This window comes from Micromonospora sp. NBC_00898 (genome assembly GCF_045207895.1).
In the GTDB taxonomy this organism is placed as follows: Bacteria; Actinomycetota; Actinomycetes; order Mycobacteriales; family Micromonosporaceae; genus Micromonospora.
The window spans coordinates 393,296-409,324 of sequence record NZ_CP108775.1; the positions used below are offsets into that span (position 1 = coordinate 393,296).

A 16,029-nucleotide genomic window follows, 5' to 3' on the forward strand; every position below is an offset into this window, starting at 1 on the left:
GCGAGGAGTGAGCTTGCGAGCCCCGCAGTCACAAACAGAGGTCATCCTTGTGCGCGAGCTGCGCAAGGAGTTCACCGTCCGGGTCAAGGCCGGTCGGTTGCGCCGGGAGAAGCGGGTGGTTGCCGCCGTCGACGGGGTCGACCTGCGGGTGGAGCGCGGCGAGATGCTCGGCTACATCGGGCCCAACGGCGCCGGCAAGTCGACCACCCTGAAGATGCTCACCGGCGTGCTGATGCCGTCGGCGGGGGAGGTCCGGGTCTGTGGCCTGCGTCCGGTGGCCGAGCGGACCCGGCTGGCGCTGCGCATCGGGGTGGTCTTCGGCCAGCGCTCGCAGCTGTGGTGGGACCTGCCGCTGCGCGACTCGTTCGACCTGCTGCGGCACGTCTACCGGGTGCCGGCGGCCGAGCACGCGGCCCGGCTGCGTCGCTGTCGGGACCTGCTCGACCTCGACGAGTTCCTGGACACCCCGGTCCGGCAGCTCTCGCTCGGCCAGCGGATGCGCGGCGAGCTGACCGCCGCCCTGCTGCACGGCCCGGAGGTGCTCTTCCTGGACGAGCCGACCATCGGGCTGGACGTGGTGAGCAAGCAGGCCGTCCGGGGCTTCCTGGGGGAGCTGGGCCGGGCCGGCGACACCACCCTGGTGCTCACCACCCACGACCTGGCCGACATCGAGCGGCTGTGTCGCCGCCTCGTGGTGATCGACCACGGCCGGGTGGTGCACGACGGCTCGATCGCCGCTCTGCACAGCCGGTACGGCTCCCGCCGGCTGGTGGTCGCCGAGCTGGACACCGCCCTCGCCGCGCCGCCGGCGCTGCCGGGCGCGCCGCTGCACCGGGTGGAGGCGGACGGCCACCGGCTGGTCTTCGCCCTGGAATCGGCGGGCGTCGCCGAGGTGGTCGCCGGGCTCGCCGGCCTGGCCACGCTGCGCGACATCTCGATCGTCGAGCCGGACATCGAGGAGGTCGTGGCCCGGCTCTACCGTGCTCCGGCGGTCACCGGCTGACCGGGTGTGCGGCTCACGGGTGTTCCATCACCAGGACGGCGAAGGTGCCCGGCGCGAGCGCCTCGTACCGAACGGGTTCGGATCAGATCTTGTCGCCGATGTCGACCTGCGGCGCGGGGGCGCGCATCCGGCGGAAGGTGATCGACCGCATGATCGCGTACAGGTAGAGCGAGCCCAGCTTCTGGTCGCTCTTCGGGAACCGCTCCCGCATCAGTTTCTTGATCTTGCGGCAGATCAGCACGGAGTCGACCACCACGCCGAGCGCCAGCGCGCCCCACAGCACGTTGGAGACCAACCGGACGATCGGCGGCATGGCCTGGTTGGAGCCGACCAGCACGATCAGCGCCCCGCCGAAGAACCAGGTGCCGACCGTACGCCGGGAGTCGACCACGTTGCGGGCGAGCAGCCGCTCCGGTCCCCGGTCGCGGGGGCCGCCCTCGCGACGGAACTCCGAGGCCGCCTCCGCGCGGGCAGTTCGGCGCTGCTCCCGGGCCTCCTCCTTGGTCAGCGGGCGGCTCGGCGCGCTGGTCCGGCGGCCGGCGGTCGGCCGCTTCGGCGTCACCCGGCCCAGCTCCTTCTTGCTCGGGGTGTAGCCCCGGGTGCGGGCGGCGGCGGACGCCTCGTCGGTCGTCACCTGGGTGACGGAATCCTCGACGAGGTCGGTGGGCTTGCGGCGAAACAGCGACGGCACGTGGTGAAGAGTAGCCAAACAGCCGCGCCCGGTGCACATCGCGGGTGCACCGGGCGCGGGAGGAGCGGTGTGACGTTACGGACGCTCGACGTGCGCGCCCAGGTCGGCCAGCTTCGCCTCGAAGTCCTCGTAGCCGCGGTTGATCAGGTCGACGCCGTACACCCGGGAGGTGCCCTCGGCGGCGAGCGCCGCGATCAGGTGGCTGAAACCGGCCCGCAGGTCCGGGATGACCAGGTCGGCCGCGTGCAGCTTGCTCGGGCCGGCGATCACCGCGGAGTGCTTGAAGTTGCGCCGACCGAAGCGGCACGGGGTCCCGCCGAGGCAGTCCCGGTAGACCTGGATGTTGGCGCCCATCGAGTTCAGCGCCTCGGTGTAGCCGAGCCGCTGCTCGTAGACCGTCTCGTGGACGATCGACAGGCCCCGGGCCTGGGTCAGCGCCACCACGAGCGGTTGCTGCCAGTCGGTCATGAAGCCGGGGTGCACGTCGGTCTCCAGGGCCACCGCGTTCAGCTCGCCGCCCGGGTGCCAGAACCGGATGCCGCCCTCCTGGCCCGGGTCGCCCAGCTTCGGCGGGCGGGCGTCGGTCACCTCGTACTCGCCGCCCACCGAGCGGAAGACGTTCAGGAAGGTCATCATGTCGGCCTGCTGCGCGCCCAGCACCTCGACGTGCCCGCGCGTGGCCAGCGCCGCCGCCGCCCAGCTCGCCGCTTCGATCCGGTCCGGGATCGGCCGGTGGGTGTAGCCGTGCAGCTTCTTCACGCCCTGGATCTCGATCACCCGGTCGGTGTGCACCTTGATGATCGCGCCCATCTTCTGCAGGATGCAGATCAGGTCGATGATCTCCGGCTCCACAGCCGCGTTGCGCAGCTCGGTGACCCCCTCGGCCATCACCGCGGTGAGCAGCACCTGCTCGGTGGCGCCCACGCTCGGGTACGGCAGGGCGAACTTGGTGCCGTGCAGCCCGTTCGGCGCCGACAGGTGCATCCCCTCGGGGGTCTTGTCGACGGTCGCGCCGAACTCCCGCAGCGCCTGGATGTGGAAGTCGATCGGGCGGGGGCCGATGTGGCAGCCGCCCAGGTCGGGGATGAAGGCGTGGCCGAGCCGGTGCAGCAGCGGGCCGCAGAACAGGATCGGGATCCGGCTGGAACCCGCGTGCACGTTGATCTGGTCGGTGCTGGCGCTCTCGACGTTCGACGGGTCGAGGACGAGCTCGCCGTCCTCCTCGCCGTCGCTCACCTTCACCCCGTGCAGGCCGAGCAGGCCGCGAACCACCTCGACGTCGCGGATCCGCGGCACGTCGAACAGCCGGCTGGGCGAGTCGGCCAGCAGGGCCGCGACCATGGCCTTGGAAACGAGGTTCTTCGCGCCGCGCACGCGGATCCGCCCTTCCAGCGGAGTGCCTCCGTGTACGACCAGGACGTCGTCGGTCAACGCAACCTCCAGCGCGTTGGTGCTGCCGGGTAGATGGTGGGGTTCACGATCTGCATCGCTACCCGAAACGCGGCCAGGTGAAAACGGCCGGCATGTGTTGTCGCCCCGGCAGCATAGCCCTCCGTTACGAAAATGGAATCGGTCACATCACCAGCGAGGGCACGAACCGGGGTGTCCGGCGCGTTTCCGTACCAGCGACGTGACCGACCGTGATCAAGCGGCGGTGGGCGGCGGGGTGTCCGCCCCGGGCAGGGCGAGCATCTGGTCCAGCGCCACCCGGGCGTGGTGCGCGGTGTCCGGGTCCACGGTGATCTGGTTGACCACCCGGCCGGCGACCAGCTCCTCCAGCGCCCACACCAGGTGCGGCAGGTCGATCCGGTTCATCGTCGAGCAGTAGCAGACCGCCTTGTCCAGGAACATGATCTGCTTGTCCGGGTGGGCCAGCGCCAGCCGGCGGACCAGGTTCAGCTCGGTGCCGACCGCCCACGCCGAGCCGGCCGGGGCCGCCTCGATGGTCTTGATGATGTATTCCGTCGAGCCCACGTGATCGGCGGCGGTGACCACCTCGTGCCGGCACTCCGGGTGCACCAGCACGTTCACCCCCGGCACCCGCTCCCGGACGTCGTTGACGCTGTCCAGCGTGAACCGGCCGTGCACCGAGCAGTGCCCGCGCCAGAGGATCATCTTCGCGTCGCGCAGCTGCTCCGGGGTCAACCCGCCGTTCGGCTTGTGCGGGTCGTAGAGCACGCAGTCGTCCAGCGAGAAGCCCATCTCCAGCACGGCCGTGTTGCGGCCCAGGTGCTGGTCGGGCAGGAAGAGCACCTTCGACCCCTGCTCGAACGCCCAGTCCAGCGCCCGCTTCGCGTTCGACGAGGTGCAGACCACGCCGCCGTTGCGCCCGACGAAGCCCTTGATGTCGGCCGAGGAGTTCATGTAGGTCACCGGGACGGTGTCCTGCGCGATGCCCAGCTCGGTCAGCACGTCCCAGGCCGTCTCGACCTGCGACAGCACCGCCATGTCGGCCATCGAGCAGCCGGCCGCCAGGTCCGGCAGGATCACCTTTTGGGCGTCCGAGGTGAGGATGTCCGCGCTCTCGGCCATGAAGTGCACGCCGCAGAAGACGATGTATTCCGCGTCGGGCCGGGCCGCCGCCTCGCGGGCGAGCTTGAACGAGTCGCCGGTCACGTCGGCGAACTGGATCACCTCGTCGCGCTGGTAGTGGTGGCCCAGCACGAACACCTTCGTGCCGAGCGCGGCCTTGGCCGCCGCCGCCCGGGCCACCAGGTCCGGGTCGCTCGGCGCGGGGAGGTCACCCGGACACTCCACGCCACGCTCGGTGGCGGGGTCGCTGCCGCGGCCGAGGAGCAGCAGCGCAGTGGCGGTGTTGGAGGGCTCAACCCAGGTCGAAGTCACGCCTCCCATGGTCCCACAGCGTGGCCGGCGCGCAGCCGCTCCAGATGTGGGCTGCCACACTGCTGGGCATGCGCGTGCTGCTCTGCCCGGACAAGTTCGCCGGCACCCTGCCGGCCCAGGAGGTGGCCGCCGCGGTGGCCGAGGGCTGGCGAGAGGTGGCCGCCGGCGACGAACTGCTGATCCGGCCGCTCGCCGACGGCGGCCCCGGCTTCGTCGCCGTCCTCGCCGAGGCGCTCGGCGGGCGCCGGCTGCCGGTGCCGACCGTCGATCCGCTCGGCCGGCCGGCCGCCGGTGAGATCCTGCTCACCGACGACGGCACCGCCTATCTGGAGAGCGCTCAGGCGTGCGGGCTGCACCTGCTCACCGCCGCCGAGCGCGACCCGAAGGCCGCCACCTCGTACGGGCTGGGGCTGCTGGTGGCCGCCGCCGTCGAGGCCGGGGCCCGGCGCGTGGTGATCGGGCTCGGTGGCTCCGCCACCAACGACGGGGGCGCCGGCATGCTCACCGCGCTCGGCGTCACCCCCCTCGACGAGGCGGGCCACGCCCTGCCGTACGGGGGAGCGGCGCTCACCGCGGTGGCCGCGCTGGACGGCGCGCCCCGGCTGCGCGGGGTGGCCCTGGTCGCCGCCACCGACGTGGACAACCCGCTGCTCGGGTTGCACGGCGCCAGCAACGTCTACGGCCCGCAGAAGGGTGCGACCCGGTCCGACGTGCTGCTCCTCGACGCCGCGCTGGAGCGTTTCGCCGCCGTGCTGGAACGCGAGCTGCCCGGCTGCCCGCCGGGGTTCGGCGCGCTGCCCGGCGCGGGTGCGGCCGGCGGGTTGGGCGCGGCGATCCTGGCCCTGGGCGGCCGGTGCGAGTCCGGCATCGGCCTGGTCACCCGGGCCATCGGGCTGGACGCCGCGCTGGACGCCGCCGACCTGGTGATCACCGGGGAGGGCTCCTTCGACCACCAGTCGCTGCGCGGCAAGGTGGTGGCCGGGGTGGCCGGGGCCGCCCGGGACCGCGGCGTGCCCTGCGTGGTGCTGGCCGGACGGGTGAGCACCGGCCGCCGGGAGGCCGCCGCGGCCGGGGTGACCGAGGCGTACAGCCTGGTGGAGCACTTCGGCGGCGAGGAAGGCGGCGGGGTGGCGGCGGCGATGGGCCGGCCCGTCGAGGGGCTGCGGGCGCTCGGCGCCCGGCTGGCCCGGCAGTGGAGCCGCTGAGGGGCCCGCTGGCCTGCGGCGCGGCTCACCCGCGCCGGACCACGCCAGTGGAGGTGACTCCCGCCGGGGCGGCGTACGATCAGATCTGGACCACACCGGGAATCACTGGGCGACGCGCGACGTTGGCCAGTGCGTCCGGACCCATACCGCGCAGGGAGATTTCCACGTGACCACGCCAGCGCAGACCGAGTCGACCGAGGCCAAGGCCCCTACTTCCGTCGTCCTCACCGACGTCGCGGCGCAGAAGGTCAAGGCCCTGATCGAGCAGGAGGGCCGCGACGACCTGCGGCTCCGGATCGCGGTGCAGCCGGGCGGCTGCTCCGGCCTGCGGTACCAGCTCTTCTTCGACGAGCGGTCGCTCGACGGTGACGTCGTCACCGACTACGACGGTGTCGAGGTTGTCGTCGACCGGATGAGCGCCCCCTACCTGGCCGGCGCGACGATCGACTTCGCCGACCGGATCGACGCCCAGGGCTTCACCATCGACAACCCGAACGCCGGCAACTCCTGCGCCTGCGGCGACTCGTTCAGCTGAGTCGACGTCGCGCCGAGCCGGCCGGCCCGCACCGGGCCGACGGGTGACGTGACGAAAACGGCGGGATCACTCTCTTCGAGTGATCCCGCCGTTTTTTCGCGCCGCCGGGTGTCCGGGCGGTGACGTCCGGGTATGCGTGGGTCGACCGGTTCTCGACCGACCCGCGACCGGCGCGCCGACCGGGCCGGTAGGCTGACCGGCGCCGTGCTGCCGACCCCGAGGGCTGACATGAAGATCGCCGTGACCGGCTCGATCGCGACCGACCACCTGATGAGCTTCCCCGGTCGCTTCGCCGACCAGCTCCTGGCCGACCAGCTGCACAAGGTGTCGCTGTCGTTCCTCGTGGACGAGCTGGTGCTGCGCCGGGGCGGGGTGGCGGCCAACATCGCCTTCGGCATGGCCCAGCTCGGGCTGCGGCCGGTGCTGCTGGGCGCCGTCGGCCCCGACTTCGCCGACTACCGCTCCTGGCTGGAGCGGCACGGCGTCGACTGCGACTCGGTGCACGTCAGCGAGATGGCCCACACCGCCCGCTTCGTCTGCACCACGGACACCGACATGTGCCAGATCGCCTCCTTCTACGCGGGGGCGATGAGCGAGGCCCGCAACATCGAGCTGGCCCCGGTCGCGCAGCGGCTCGGCGGCCTCGACCTGGTGCTGGTCGGCGCCAACGACCCCGAGGCGATGATCCGGCACTCGGCGGAGTGCCGGGAGCGTGGGTACGCCTTCGTCGCCGACCCGTCCCAGCAGCTCGCCCGGATGGACGGCGCGGACGTGCTCGGCCTGATCGACGGTGCCGAGTACCTGCTGACCAACGACTACGAGAAGTCGCTGCTGCAGAGCAAGGCGGGTCTCACCGACGCGCAGCTGCTGGAGCGGGTCAAGGTCCGGGTCACCACGCTGGGCAAGGACGGCGCGGAGATCGCCGGCCGGGACTTCGAGACGATCCACGTCCCGATCGCCCGGGAGATCCAGGCCGTCGACCCGACCGGCGTCGGGGACGGATTCCGGGCCGGTTTCTTCACCGCCCTGTCCTGGGGGCTGGGCCTGGAGCGGGCCGCCCAGGTCGGCTCGCTGCTCGCCACCCTGGTCCTGGAGACCGTCGGTACCCAGGAGTACGAGGTCCGCCGCGACCTGTTCGTGAAGCGCCTCGCCGAGTCGTACGGCGACGTGGCCGCCGAGGACGTGCGGCCGCACCTGCTCCCATGACCTCCGCCACACCCGACCGCGGCGTCTCCGGCGCGGTGGATCCGGGCGCCGTCCGGCCCGGCGCGGCCGGCGCCGCCGGTCCGGTGCTGGTGGCGTTCGCCGGGCTGCCCGGGGTGGGCAAGAGCACGCTGGCCGTCCGGGTCGGCGCGGCGCTGCGCGCCCCGGTCCTGCCGGTGGACCCGGTCGAGCGGGCCATGGCCCGGTTCGGCCTGGTCGGCGACGTGCCCGGGATAGCCGCGTACGGCGCGGTCGCCGGCCTGGCCGAGGTGCAGCTCGGGCTGGGGTTGAGCGTGGTCGTCGACGCGGTCAACCCGGTGGCCAGTGCCCGGGGCCTCTGGCACGACCTGGCCGAGCGGGCCGGCGTGCCGCTGCGGGTGATCGAGGTGCACTGCGGCGACGAGGCCGAGCACCGCCGCCGGGTCGAGGCACGCCTGCCCGCCGAGCCGGACCCGCTCCTGCCCACCTGGGAGCAGACCCTGCTCCGCCGCGCCCAGTACGAGCCCATCATCGGCCCCCGCCTGGTGGTCGACACCGCGGTCGACATCGACCCCCTGCCGGCGATCCTCAGCTATCTCGCATGACCCGTCACCGGCTGCGCCGGACGTCGTAGCTGGACCCGCCCGTCACGGCGCCGAGGAACTCCTGCCCCCGCATGCGGCACCAGGCGGGGATGTCGACGGCCGCGGCGGGGTCGTCGGCGAGGACGCGGAGCACCGCGCCGACCGGCAGGTCGGGCAGGCGGCGGGCCAGGGCGATCACCGGCAGCGGGCAGCGCTGGCCCCGGCAGTCCAGCACCTCGTCCGGCCCGCTCACAGCCCCACCACCCCGGCCTCGGCACGCAGGTCGGCGACGATGCCGGGCAGCTCGGCGAGGAACCGCTCGACGTCCGCCTCGGTGGTCTCCCGGTGCAGCGACACCCGGACGTTGCCGTGCGACAGCACCCCCATCGCCTCCAGCACGTGCGACGGCCGCAGCGTCGACGACGTGCAGGAGGACCCGGAGGAGACGGCGAAGCCGCGCCGGTCCAGCGCGTGCAGCAACGCCTCCCCGTCCACGTAGAGGCAGGAGAAGGTGACCAGGTGGGGGAGCCGGTCGACGGGGTCGCCGACCACCTCCACGTCCGGCACCTCGGCCGGCACCCGGGCCCGGATCCGGTCCACCAGCGGTGCCAGCCGGGTCGCCTCGGCCGCCGCGTCGGCCGCCGCCGCGCGCAGGCTCGCCGCCGCCGCCACCACCGCGGGCAGGTTCATCACCCCGGGGGTACGCCCCGACTCCCGCTCGTCGGCCGGGAACGGCGACTCCCACCGGGTGCCCTTGCGGACCACCAGCAGCCCGACGCCGGGCGGTCCGCCCCACTTGTGCGCGCTGGCGCTGAGCACCGACCAGCCCGCCGGCAGTGGGACCCGGCCGATCAGCTGGGCGGCGTCGACGTAGAGCGGCACCCCGGCGTCGGCGCACTCGGCGGCGGCCGTCGGCACCGGCTGCACCGTGCCCACCTCGTGGCTGGCCCCGATCAGCGCGGCGAACGCCACCCCGGGCGCCCGGACCGCCACCGACCAGGCGTCCAGGTCGAGCCGGCCGGCCCGGTCCACCGGTACGGGGACGGCCGCGCCGCCGGCGGCGACGTGCCGTTCGGCGGCGTGCAGCACCGCGGAGTGCTCGATCGCGGAGTGCACCAGGGTCGCCCCGACCCGGCGCCGGCCGGCCAGCCCGCCGAGCACGGCGGCGTGCCCGGCGGTCGTACCGCTGGGGGTGAAGGAGAGCTCGTCGGCGCGGACGCCGAGGGTCTGCGCGGTGGCCTCGCGGGCGGCGTCGAGCAGCTGGCGGGCCCGGCGGGCCTGGCTGTACAGCTTGCCGGGGTCGGCCCAGCCGTCGTCCAGCGCGGCCAGCAACGCCTGCCGCGCGACCGGGTGCAGCGGCGCGGCGGTGGCCGCGTCCAGGTAGACCGGGGATGCGCTCACGAATGTCCACGCTATCGCGCCGATACGCCCAAGATCCCCCCGATGGGGGCGGACACTGACCCCAACACGGTCAGGCCCGTCATGGTCGAGTAATCTGCGACCGTCGGTGACGCCTTTGCCGTCGGTGTTGACGAAACAACCGCCGCGGCGCGCTAGGGAGGCAGGACCAGGTGGTCGCAAGGAGTTCGGAGGTACGGCCGACGGCCGTACGGCACAGCGCTTCCCCAGGAGCCGATGGGCGCCGGCGGCGTGGTGCTGGTCGACTCGCCGGGCTCGGTCTCGGCGGAGCGGCGCTGCTGGTTCTGCTCACCGGCTGTGACGTCGGCAAGACGTTCGGCGGCTTCGGCTGGCCGCAGGGCGGCATCAGCCCCCAGTCGCACCGGATGTACGACCTGTGGATCGCGTCCTGCATCGCGGCGCTCGCGGTCGGCGTCTTCGTCTGGGGCCTGATCTTCTGGTGCGTGATCCGCTACCGGAAGCGGGGCAACGACCTGCCGGTGCAGACCCGCTACAACATGCCGATGGAGTTCCTCTACACCATCGCGCCGGTCCTGATCGTCTCCGTGCTCTTCTACTACACGGCGATCGTGCAGACCGACGTGAACAAGGAGTCGAAGAACCCCGACGTCACCGTCGAGGTCGTCGCCTTCAAGTGGAACTGGCAGTTCAACTACCGCGACGGCCAGGGCCGCGACGCCAACACCGTCGCCTCGGTCCTCGGCACCAGCGAGGTCATCCCGGTGCTCGTCCTGCCGACCGGCAAGTCGATCCGGTTCGAGGAGCAGAGCCGCGACGTCATCCACTCCTTCTGGGTGCCGGAGCTGCTGTTCAAGCGGGACGTCATGCCGGGCAACATCCGGAACACCTTCGAGGTCACCAGCCTGGACCAGGAGGGCGCGTACGTCGGCCGGTGCGCCGAGCTGTGCGGCAGCTACCACGCCTTCATGAACTTCGAGCTGCGGGTCGTCTCGCCGGCGAAGTACGAGCAGTTCCTGGCGGCCAAGAAGGCCGGCAAGTCGACGCAGGAGGCGCTCAAGGCGATCGGCGAGCCCGAGTACGCCACGAAGACCGAGCCGTTCAACACCCGGCGCGACAAGGACAACTTCAATCCGAGCGGCGCCTCGGCCGGCGCGGGAAGCTGAGGGATCCGGCATGAAGACCGAGTGGAAAATCTTCCTGATCGTCGGGACGTTCCTCTTCGGCGTCGCGATCCTCTACGGCGCCTGGACGTACGGCGAGGGCGGCCGGGTCGAGTGGGTCGGCACGGTGGCGCTGCTGCTGTCCTTCCTGCTCTGCTCGATGTGCGGCGGCTTCTTCTGGTTCGTCTCCCGCCGCATCGACCTGCGCCCGGAGGACCGGGCGGACGCCGAGATCGCCGACGGCGCGGGCGAGGTCGGCTTCTTCAGCCCCGGCAGCTACTGGCCGTTCGGGCTGGCGCTGGCCGCCGCGATCGCCGGTCTGGGCCTGGTCTTCTGGCAGTTCTGGCTGCTGGGCCTGGGCCTGGTGACGGTCATCTTCGCCGCCTGCGGCCTGCTCTTCGAGTACTACAGCGGCACCCGCCGCACCGCCGAGCACTGAGCTGACGGCTTCCCGAACGGCCCGACGTCCTCCGGACGCGGGCCGTTCGCCTTTTCCCCGGCCGCCTCGCCAAGGTGGTGCCGGGAGCCGGTGCCCGCCCGGCACCGGACCACCGACCCGGCCCCTTTGCTCTGCTGCAGCGACGGCAACACCAGCCGTCCGGTATCCGGACAACCGGTGTTGCGTGGGGTGCAGCAGAGCAAAGGCGGTGACCGAACAGCTGCCACCCGGCTGGGCGGGGAGACGGCAGGACCGCCGACGACCGACTGCGCGCCGCGCTGCGCCGGCTGGGTGGTCGGTGGGTCAGGCGGCCCGGCGGTGGGGTGCCGAGCGGCGCGGCGCCTGGACGTCCAGGCGCGGCGCGGAGAAGGTGAAAGTGGCGATCAGCACGGCCGCGCCGCAGCCGGTGCAGGCCAGCTCGGGGCAGTCGGCGCCGTGGCCGTCGACGCAGGGCGGGGCCTCGAACGGCTGAACGCCCTCGCAGGTGTCGCAGTAGAGCTCGCGGTCCGACACGGGCGGCTCCTCTCGCTCCGGTGCCCACCGACGGGCAGCGCCGCCATCGGCGGAAAACGGCAAATTACTCCCGTGTAGTTTGGCACGCCGGTCCGACACGATCCGGTTCGGACCTGACCGTCGCCCCCGACGCGGCGTTTCCGGCACGGGTCGCTGGCGCAGCGGTGGGTCAGAGCGAGCGGGCGACCTCGAGCCAGCGGTCGAGCGCGCCGGCGGCGGCGCCGGAGTCGATGGCCTCGGCGGCCGTGGCCATCCCGGCCCGCAGCGCCTCGGTCAGGTCCCCGTCCAGCGGCCCCTGGGTGGCCAGCGCCGCCGCGGCGTTCACCAGCACGGCGTCGCGGACCGGGCCGGTCTCGCCGGCCAGCAGCCGCCGGGCCACGGCGGCGTTGTACGTCGCGTCCCCGCCCCGCAGATCGGCCAGGGTGGCCCGGGGTACCCCGAGGTCGGCCGCGTCCAGCAGCGCTTCCCTCACGGTGCCCTGCTGCGCCACCCAGACCCGGGTCGGCGCGGCGGTGGTGAACTCGTCGAGCCCGTCCTCGCCGCGCATCACGATCACGGAGTCGCCCCGTTCGGCGAAGACGGCTGCCATCACCGGCCCCATCCGCAGGTCGAAGCAGCCGACCGCGCCGGCCCGCGGCCGGGCCGGATTGGTCAGCGGACCGAGGAAGTTGAACGCGGTGGGCACGCCGATCTCCCGGCGGACCGGGCCGGCGTGCCGCATCCCCGGGTGGAACCGGGCCGCGAAGCAGAAGCCGATGCCGGCCTCGTCGACGCACCGCGCCACCTGCTCCGGGCCCAGGTCCAGCGGGATGCCGAGGTGTTCCAGCAGGTCGGCGGTGCCGCAGGAGGACGAGGCGGCGCGGTTGCCGTGCTTGACCACGCGCACCCCGGCGCCGGCCACGACGAGCGCGGTCATGGTGGAAATGTTGACCGTGTGCGCGAGATCACCACCGGTGCCGACCACGTCCAGGGCGGTCCGGCGCAGCTCCTCGGGCAGCACCACCTCGACCGAGCGGCGGAGCATCGCCTCCACCAGGCCGGCCAGCTCGGCCGGGGTCTCACCCTTCGCGCGCAGCGCCACGGCGAAACCGGCGACCTGGGCCGGGCTGGCCGCACCCGTCATGATCTCGTCCATCGCCCAGGCGGTGTCGGCGGTGGTGAGCTCCTCACCGCGCAGCAGCGCGTTGAGCAGCAGCGGCCAGGTCCGTTCGCCCATGGCGGGCCTCCCGAGCGGGCATGGTGGTGCGGGTGAGCAACGGCGGCGGCGCCCCGGCCGCGATGCCGTGGCGCCGGGCGGGCGGGTCAGGCCGCGGCGTGCGTACGCCGCAGCAGCTCGGCCACGGTGGTGCCGGTGGTCACCGGGTCGAGCGGGTACACCAGCGTCGCGTCGACCTCGGCGTACGCGGCCAGCCAGCGGTCGGCCGCCCGGGCGATCACCACGCAGGTCGGCGGGGCGTCGTCCCGGTCGTCCTTGATCTGGCGGGCGATGCCGATGCCGCCGCCCGGGGTGGCCTCACCGTCGAGCAGGAGCAGGTCGATCTCGTAGTCGTCGACCAGCCGCACGCACCCGGCGTAGTCGGAGGCCTCGACGAACTCGATCTGGAGCCCCGGCGCGGGCCGGGTGCCGACGGCCAGCCGCATCCGGTCGCGGACCTCGGGGTCGTCGCTGTAGAGCAGGACGGTGCAAAGACGATCGCTCATGCCGGCACTCCGCTTCGCTCCGTGCCGTCATGAGGCACCATCGCACTGAGCCTGATGATTCGTTCGCTGCGCTCACTCATGGCTGGCTTGGCTCCCACCTCGTAGCTGCCCGCTGATGGTAGCGGTCGTCACATCGGGCCGGTCGGCCCGCCCTGGCGGACCGGGTGGGCGTACCCCCGGGATGGTCAGGCGGGCGACTCGGCCGCGCGTTGCAGAGCTTCCTGGCGGTCCAGCTCGCGGTCCACCCGGCGGGCCTCCCGCTCGGACTGCTTCACCCACTGGACGACCAGCACGGCCAGCATGGTGACGCTGACGAACTCGCCGCCGGCCCAGAGGATGCCGCCGGCCACCACCTGGTCGTTCCACGGGTTCGACCAGGCCAGGTGCAACGACGGGTACCAGTCCCCGCCGAGCAGCGTGGTGCTCTGCATGATGGTGAGCCCGAGCACGGTGTGGAACGGCACCGACAGCAGCATCAGCAGCGCCCGGGCCGGGTGCGGCCAGCGTCCGGGCAGCGGGTCCAGGCCGAGCAGCGGCCAGAAGAAGACGCAGCCGGTCATGATGAAGTGCGCGTGCACCAGCTCGTGCGCCCACGCGTGCTGCAGGGTGTAGCGGTACAGGTCGCTGAAGTAGAGCACGAACGGGTTCGCCACGAAGATGGCGAACGCCACCAGCGGGAAGCTGTAGACCCGGGCGATCCGGCTGTGCACGATCGCCAGCAGCCGCTTGCGCGGGCGCACCGGCAGGGTGCGCAGGGCGAGCGTCACCGGCGCGCCGAGGGCCAGGAAGATCGGCGCCACCATCGCCAGCACCATGTGCTGCACCATGTGCACCGACAGCAGCGCGGTGTCGTACGCCTCGAGCCCGCTGGCGGCGACCAGCGCGATGCCGCCCAGGCCCGGGCCGAGGAAGGCGACCGTGCGGAGGACCGGCCAGCGGTCGCCGCGCAGCCGCATCCGGTACACGCCGTAGAGGTAGAGCCCGGCGGCGACGACCAGCCCGAGGGTGAGCCAGCTGTCCAGCCGGGTCTCGGTGAACACCCGGGCGATGGTGAAGGGTGGCGGGACGGCCTCGCCCCCCACCGCGAGGGTCGACGGGGCGACCGAGGTGGCGGCGAAGATCGGATCGACGTGCAGCACGCTTTTCAGGGTAGGTCAGGCGAACCGGACCACCCCGATCGGGCCACGGATGGCGCAGGTTTGCCACCCCGCTGATCGCCGGTCCCGGTCAAGGGCAATAATGACCGCGTGACTGCGGCCCCAGCCATTGACAAGAGCCGGATCCACTCCCTGACCCGACCCAACATGGTCAGCGTCGGGACGATCGTGTGGCTCTCCAGCGAACTCATGTTCTTCGCGGCGCTGTTCGCGATGTACTTCTCCATCCGCGCGGCGGCGCCGGAGCAGTGGGAGAAGCACACCGAGATCCTGAACATCCCGTACGCGACCACCTTCACGGTGATCCTGGTGTTGTCCTCGGTGACCTGCCAGCTCGGTGTCTTCGCCGCGGAGAAGGGTGACGTCCACGCCCTGCGGCGCTGGTTCACGATCACCTTCGTGATGGGTCTGATCTTCGTGCTCGGCCAGGCGAACGAGTACCGCAACCTGGTCCACGAGGGCGTGAAGATCAACGGAGACGGTTACGGGTCGATGTTCTACCTCACCACCGGCTTCCACGGCCTGCACGTGACCGGCGGTCTCATCGCCTTCATCATCTTCATGGTCCGCACCACCATGGGCCGGTTCACCCCGGCGCAGGCCACGTCGGCGATCGTCGTGTCGTACTACTGGCACTTCGTCGACGTCGTGTGGATCGGCCTCTACGCCATGATCTACTGGCTCCAGTGATCTTGGCGCGTCACGAACCGCGCCGCTGCTCCGTCCCCTGAGACAAGGTCCAACCGGTTAAGGACACAGGTCATGACTTCTGACAACGACCGCCGACGCGGTCTGCTCGCGCGGCTGCGCGGGCGGCCCGTGGCGCGCAGCAGGGGCCGCCGCCGGCTGGGCGCCGCGGTCCGGCTGATCGCCGCGCTGACGCTGGCCGGCGGCGCCTACACCGTCTTCGCCCCCGGCGTGCAGGCGCAGGAAAACCCGCCGCTGAGCGCCGCCGCCGGTGAGGGCAAGGCGCTGTTCGACGTGAGCTGTGTGACCTGTCACGGTCGCAACGCCCAGGGTGTCGAGGGCCGCGGGCCGAGCCTGATCGGCGTCGGCTCGGCCTCGGTCGAGTTCCAGGTCGGCAGCGGCCGGATGCCGATGGCCCGGCAGGAAGCCCAGGCCCTGCGGAAGCCCCCGCAGTTCACCGACGAGCAGGTGCGCCAGCTCGGCCAGTACATCCAGGAGCTGGGCGGCGGTCCGCAGGTGCCCGCCGGCAACAACCTGCACCAGGGCGCGGACATCTCCGCCGGTGGTGAGCTGTTCCGGATCAACTGCTCGCAGTGCCACGCCTTCGGCGGTGGCGGCGGCGCCCTCTCCTCGGGCAAGTACGCCCCGAGCCTGAAGCCCGCGAGCGACCGGCAGATCTACGCCGCCATGCTGAGCGGCCCGCAGAACATGCCGGTCTTCGGCGACAACCAGCTGCGGCCGGAGCAGAAGGCGCAGATCATCGCCTACATCCAGGAGAACCTGAAGCACAACCAGGACCAGGGCGGTTTCAACCTGGGCCGGTACGGGCCGTCCACCGAGGGTCTGGCGATCTTCCTGGTCGGCATCGTCGCGCTGGTCTTCGCGAGCCTGTGGATTGCGGGCAAGTCGTGACCGGGCGGATCATTCGTTTCAGTGCTGTGGTGCCGG

General features: G+C 72.4%; 18 protein-coding genes. 9 read left to right on the forward strand and 9 right to left on the reverse strand.

Features of this window, described 5'->3' with window-relative positions; all coding sequences use genetic code 11:
* The first annotated feature begins 13 nt into the window (after positions 1 to 13).
* The gene (locus OG799_RS01885; RefSeq protein WP_406042445.1) at positions 14 to 1,003 is read left to right on the forward strand and encodes an ATP-binding cassette domain-containing protein; all 990 of its coding nucleotides are present in this window, start codon (positions 14 to 16) and stop codon (positions 1,001 to 1,003) included.
* A gap of 82 nt (positions 1,004 to 1,085) precedes the next feature.
* On the opposite strand, the gene OG799_RS01890 is transcribed toward OG799_RS01885, so the two are convergent.
* The 3 genes from OG799_RS01890 to nadA all read right to left on the reverse strand — a co-directional run bounded on the left by OG799_RS01890 (position 1,086) and on the right by nadA (position 4,538).
* Complete coding sequence (locus OG799_RS01890) at positions 1,086 to 1,694, reverse strand: DUF3043 domain-containing protein (protein ID WP_406042447.1); 609 nt, start codon at positions 1,692 to 1,694, stop codon at positions 1,086 to 1,088.
* 75 nt (positions 1,695 to 1,769) lie between these two features.
* Entirely contained in the window at positions 1,770 to 3,125 is a 1,356-nt protein-coding gene (murA, locus tag OG799_RS01895) for a UDP-N-acetylglucosamine 1-carboxyvinyltransferase (RefSeq protein ID WP_406042449.1), read from the reverse strand.
* Positions 3,126 to 3,338: 213 nt separating this feature from the next.
* Entirely contained in the window at positions 3,339 to 4,538 is a 1,200-nt protein-coding gene (gene nadA / locus OG799_RS01900; protein ID WP_406042451.1) for a quinolinate synthase NadA, read from the reverse strand.
* 44 nt (positions 4,539 to 4,582) lie between these two features.
* On the opposite strand from nadA, the gene OG799_RS01905 reads away from it, so the two are divergent.
* The 4 genes from OG799_RS01905 (at position 4,583) to OG799_RS01920 (ending at position 8,065) form a co-directional block, all read left to right on the forward strand.
* The gene (locus OG799_RS01905; RefSeq protein WP_406046170.1) at positions 4,583 to 5,743 is read left to right on the forward strand and encodes a glycerate kinase; all 1,161 of its coding nucleotides are present in this window, start codon (positions 4,583 to 4,585) and stop codon (positions 5,741 to 5,743) included.
* Positions 5,744 to 5,909: 166 nt separating this feature from the next.
* Entirely contained in the window at positions 5,910 to 6,278 is a 369-nt protein-coding gene (erpA, locus tag OG799_RS01910) for an iron-sulfur cluster insertion protein ErpA (RefSeq protein WP_322442650.1), read from the forward strand.
* Positions 6,279 to 6,506: 228 nt separating this feature from the next.
* Positions 6,507 to 7,484 (forward strand): carbohydrate kinase family protein, encoded by a 978-nt coding sequence (locus tag OG799_RS01915; protein WP_406042454.1) that lies wholly within the window; start codon positions 6,507 to 6,509, stop codon positions 7,482 to 7,484.
* The gene (locus OG799_RS01920) at positions 7,481 to 8,065 is read left to right on the forward strand and encodes an AAA family ATPase (protein ID WP_406042456.1); all 585 of its coding nucleotides are present in this window, start codon (positions 7,481 to 7,483) and stop codon (positions 8,063 to 8,065) included. The genes OG799_RS01915 and OG799_RS01920 overlap by 4 nt, the downstream gene beginning before the upstream one ends.
* A gap of 4 nt (positions 8,066 to 8,069) precedes the next feature.
* Here the strand turns inward: OG799_RS01920 and OG799_RS01925 are convergent, their stop codons facing one another.
* Entirely contained in the window at positions 8,070 to 8,297 is a 228-nt protein-coding gene (locus tag OG799_RS01925) for a sulfurtransferase TusA family protein (RefSeq protein ID WP_406042458.1), read from the reverse strand.
* Positions 8,294 to 9,445: a cysteine desulfurase family protein gene (locus OG799_RS01930; RefSeq protein WP_406042460.1), complete on the reverse strand. Its 1,152-nt coding sequence runs from the start codon at positions 9,443 to 9,445 to the stop codon at positions 8,294 to 8,296. The genes OG799_RS01925 and OG799_RS01930 overlap by 4 nt, the downstream gene beginning before the upstream one ends.
* Before the next feature lie 170 nt (positions 9,446 to 9,615).
* Between OG799_RS01930 and coxB the strand changes: the two genes are divergently transcribed.
* The gene (gene coxB / locus OG799_RS01935; RefSeq protein WP_406042462.1) at positions 9,616 to 10,587 is read left to right on the forward strand and encodes a cytochrome c oxidase subunit II; all 972 of its coding nucleotides are present in this window, start codon (positions 9,616 to 9,618) and stop codon (positions 10,585 to 10,587) included.
* A gap of 10 nt (positions 10,588 to 10,597) precedes the next feature.
* On the forward strand, positions 10,598 to 11,023 hold the full coding sequence (locus tag OG799_RS01940; protein WP_406042464.1) for a cytochrome c oxidase subunit 4: 426 nt from the start codon (positions 10,598 to 10,600) through the stop codon (positions 11,021 to 11,023).
* Positions 11,024 to 11,326: 303 nt separating this feature from the next.
* Here OG799_RS01940 and OG799_RS01945 read toward each other — a convergent pair whose 3' ends face one another.
* From OG799_RS01945 to OG799_RS01960, 4 genes are all read right to left on the reverse strand, one after another.
* Positions 11,327 to 11,536 (reverse strand): hypothetical protein, encoded by a 210-nt coding sequence (locus OG799_RS01945; protein WP_406042466.1) that lies wholly within the window; start codon positions 11,534 to 11,536, stop codon positions 11,327 to 11,329.
* 169 nt (positions 11,537 to 11,705) lie between these two features.
* On the reverse strand, positions 11,706 to 12,752 hold the full coding sequence (trpD, locus tag OG799_RS01950; RefSeq protein WP_406042468.1) for an anthranilate phosphoribosyltransferase: 1,047 nt from the start codon (positions 12,750 to 12,752) through the stop codon (positions 11,706 to 11,708).
* An 86-nt stretch (positions 12,753 to 12,838) separates the two neighbouring features.
* Positions 12,839 to 13,237 (reverse strand): hypothetical protein, encoded by a 399-nt coding sequence (locus OG799_RS01955; RefSeq protein WP_406042470.1) that lies wholly within the window; start codon positions 13,235 to 13,237, stop codon positions 12,839 to 12,841.
* Between the two features lie 185 nt (positions 13,238 to 13,422).
* Positions 13,423 to 14,376: a cytochrome c oxidase assembly protein gene (locus OG799_RS01960; protein ID WP_406042472.1), complete on the reverse strand. Its 954-nt coding sequence runs from the start codon at positions 14,374 to 14,376 to the stop codon at positions 13,423 to 13,425.
* 108 nt (positions 14,377 to 14,484) lie between these two features.
* Between OG799_RS01960 and OG799_RS01965 the strand changes: the two genes are divergently transcribed.
* Both OG799_RS01965 and OG799_RS01970 read left to right on the forward strand, forming a co-directional pair.
* Positions 14,485 to 15,084, forward strand: a complete 600-nt coding sequence (locus OG799_RS01965) for a heme-copper oxidase subunit III (protein WP_406042474.1) — start codon at positions 14,485 to 14,487, stop codon at positions 15,082 to 15,084.
* Positions 15,085 to 15,156: 72 nt separating this feature from the next.
* Entirely contained in the window at positions 15,157 to 15,993 is an 837-nt protein-coding gene (locus OG799_RS01970; protein ID WP_406042476.1) for a cytochrome c, read from the forward strand.
* Positions 15,994 to 16,029 lie beyond the last annotated feature (36 nt).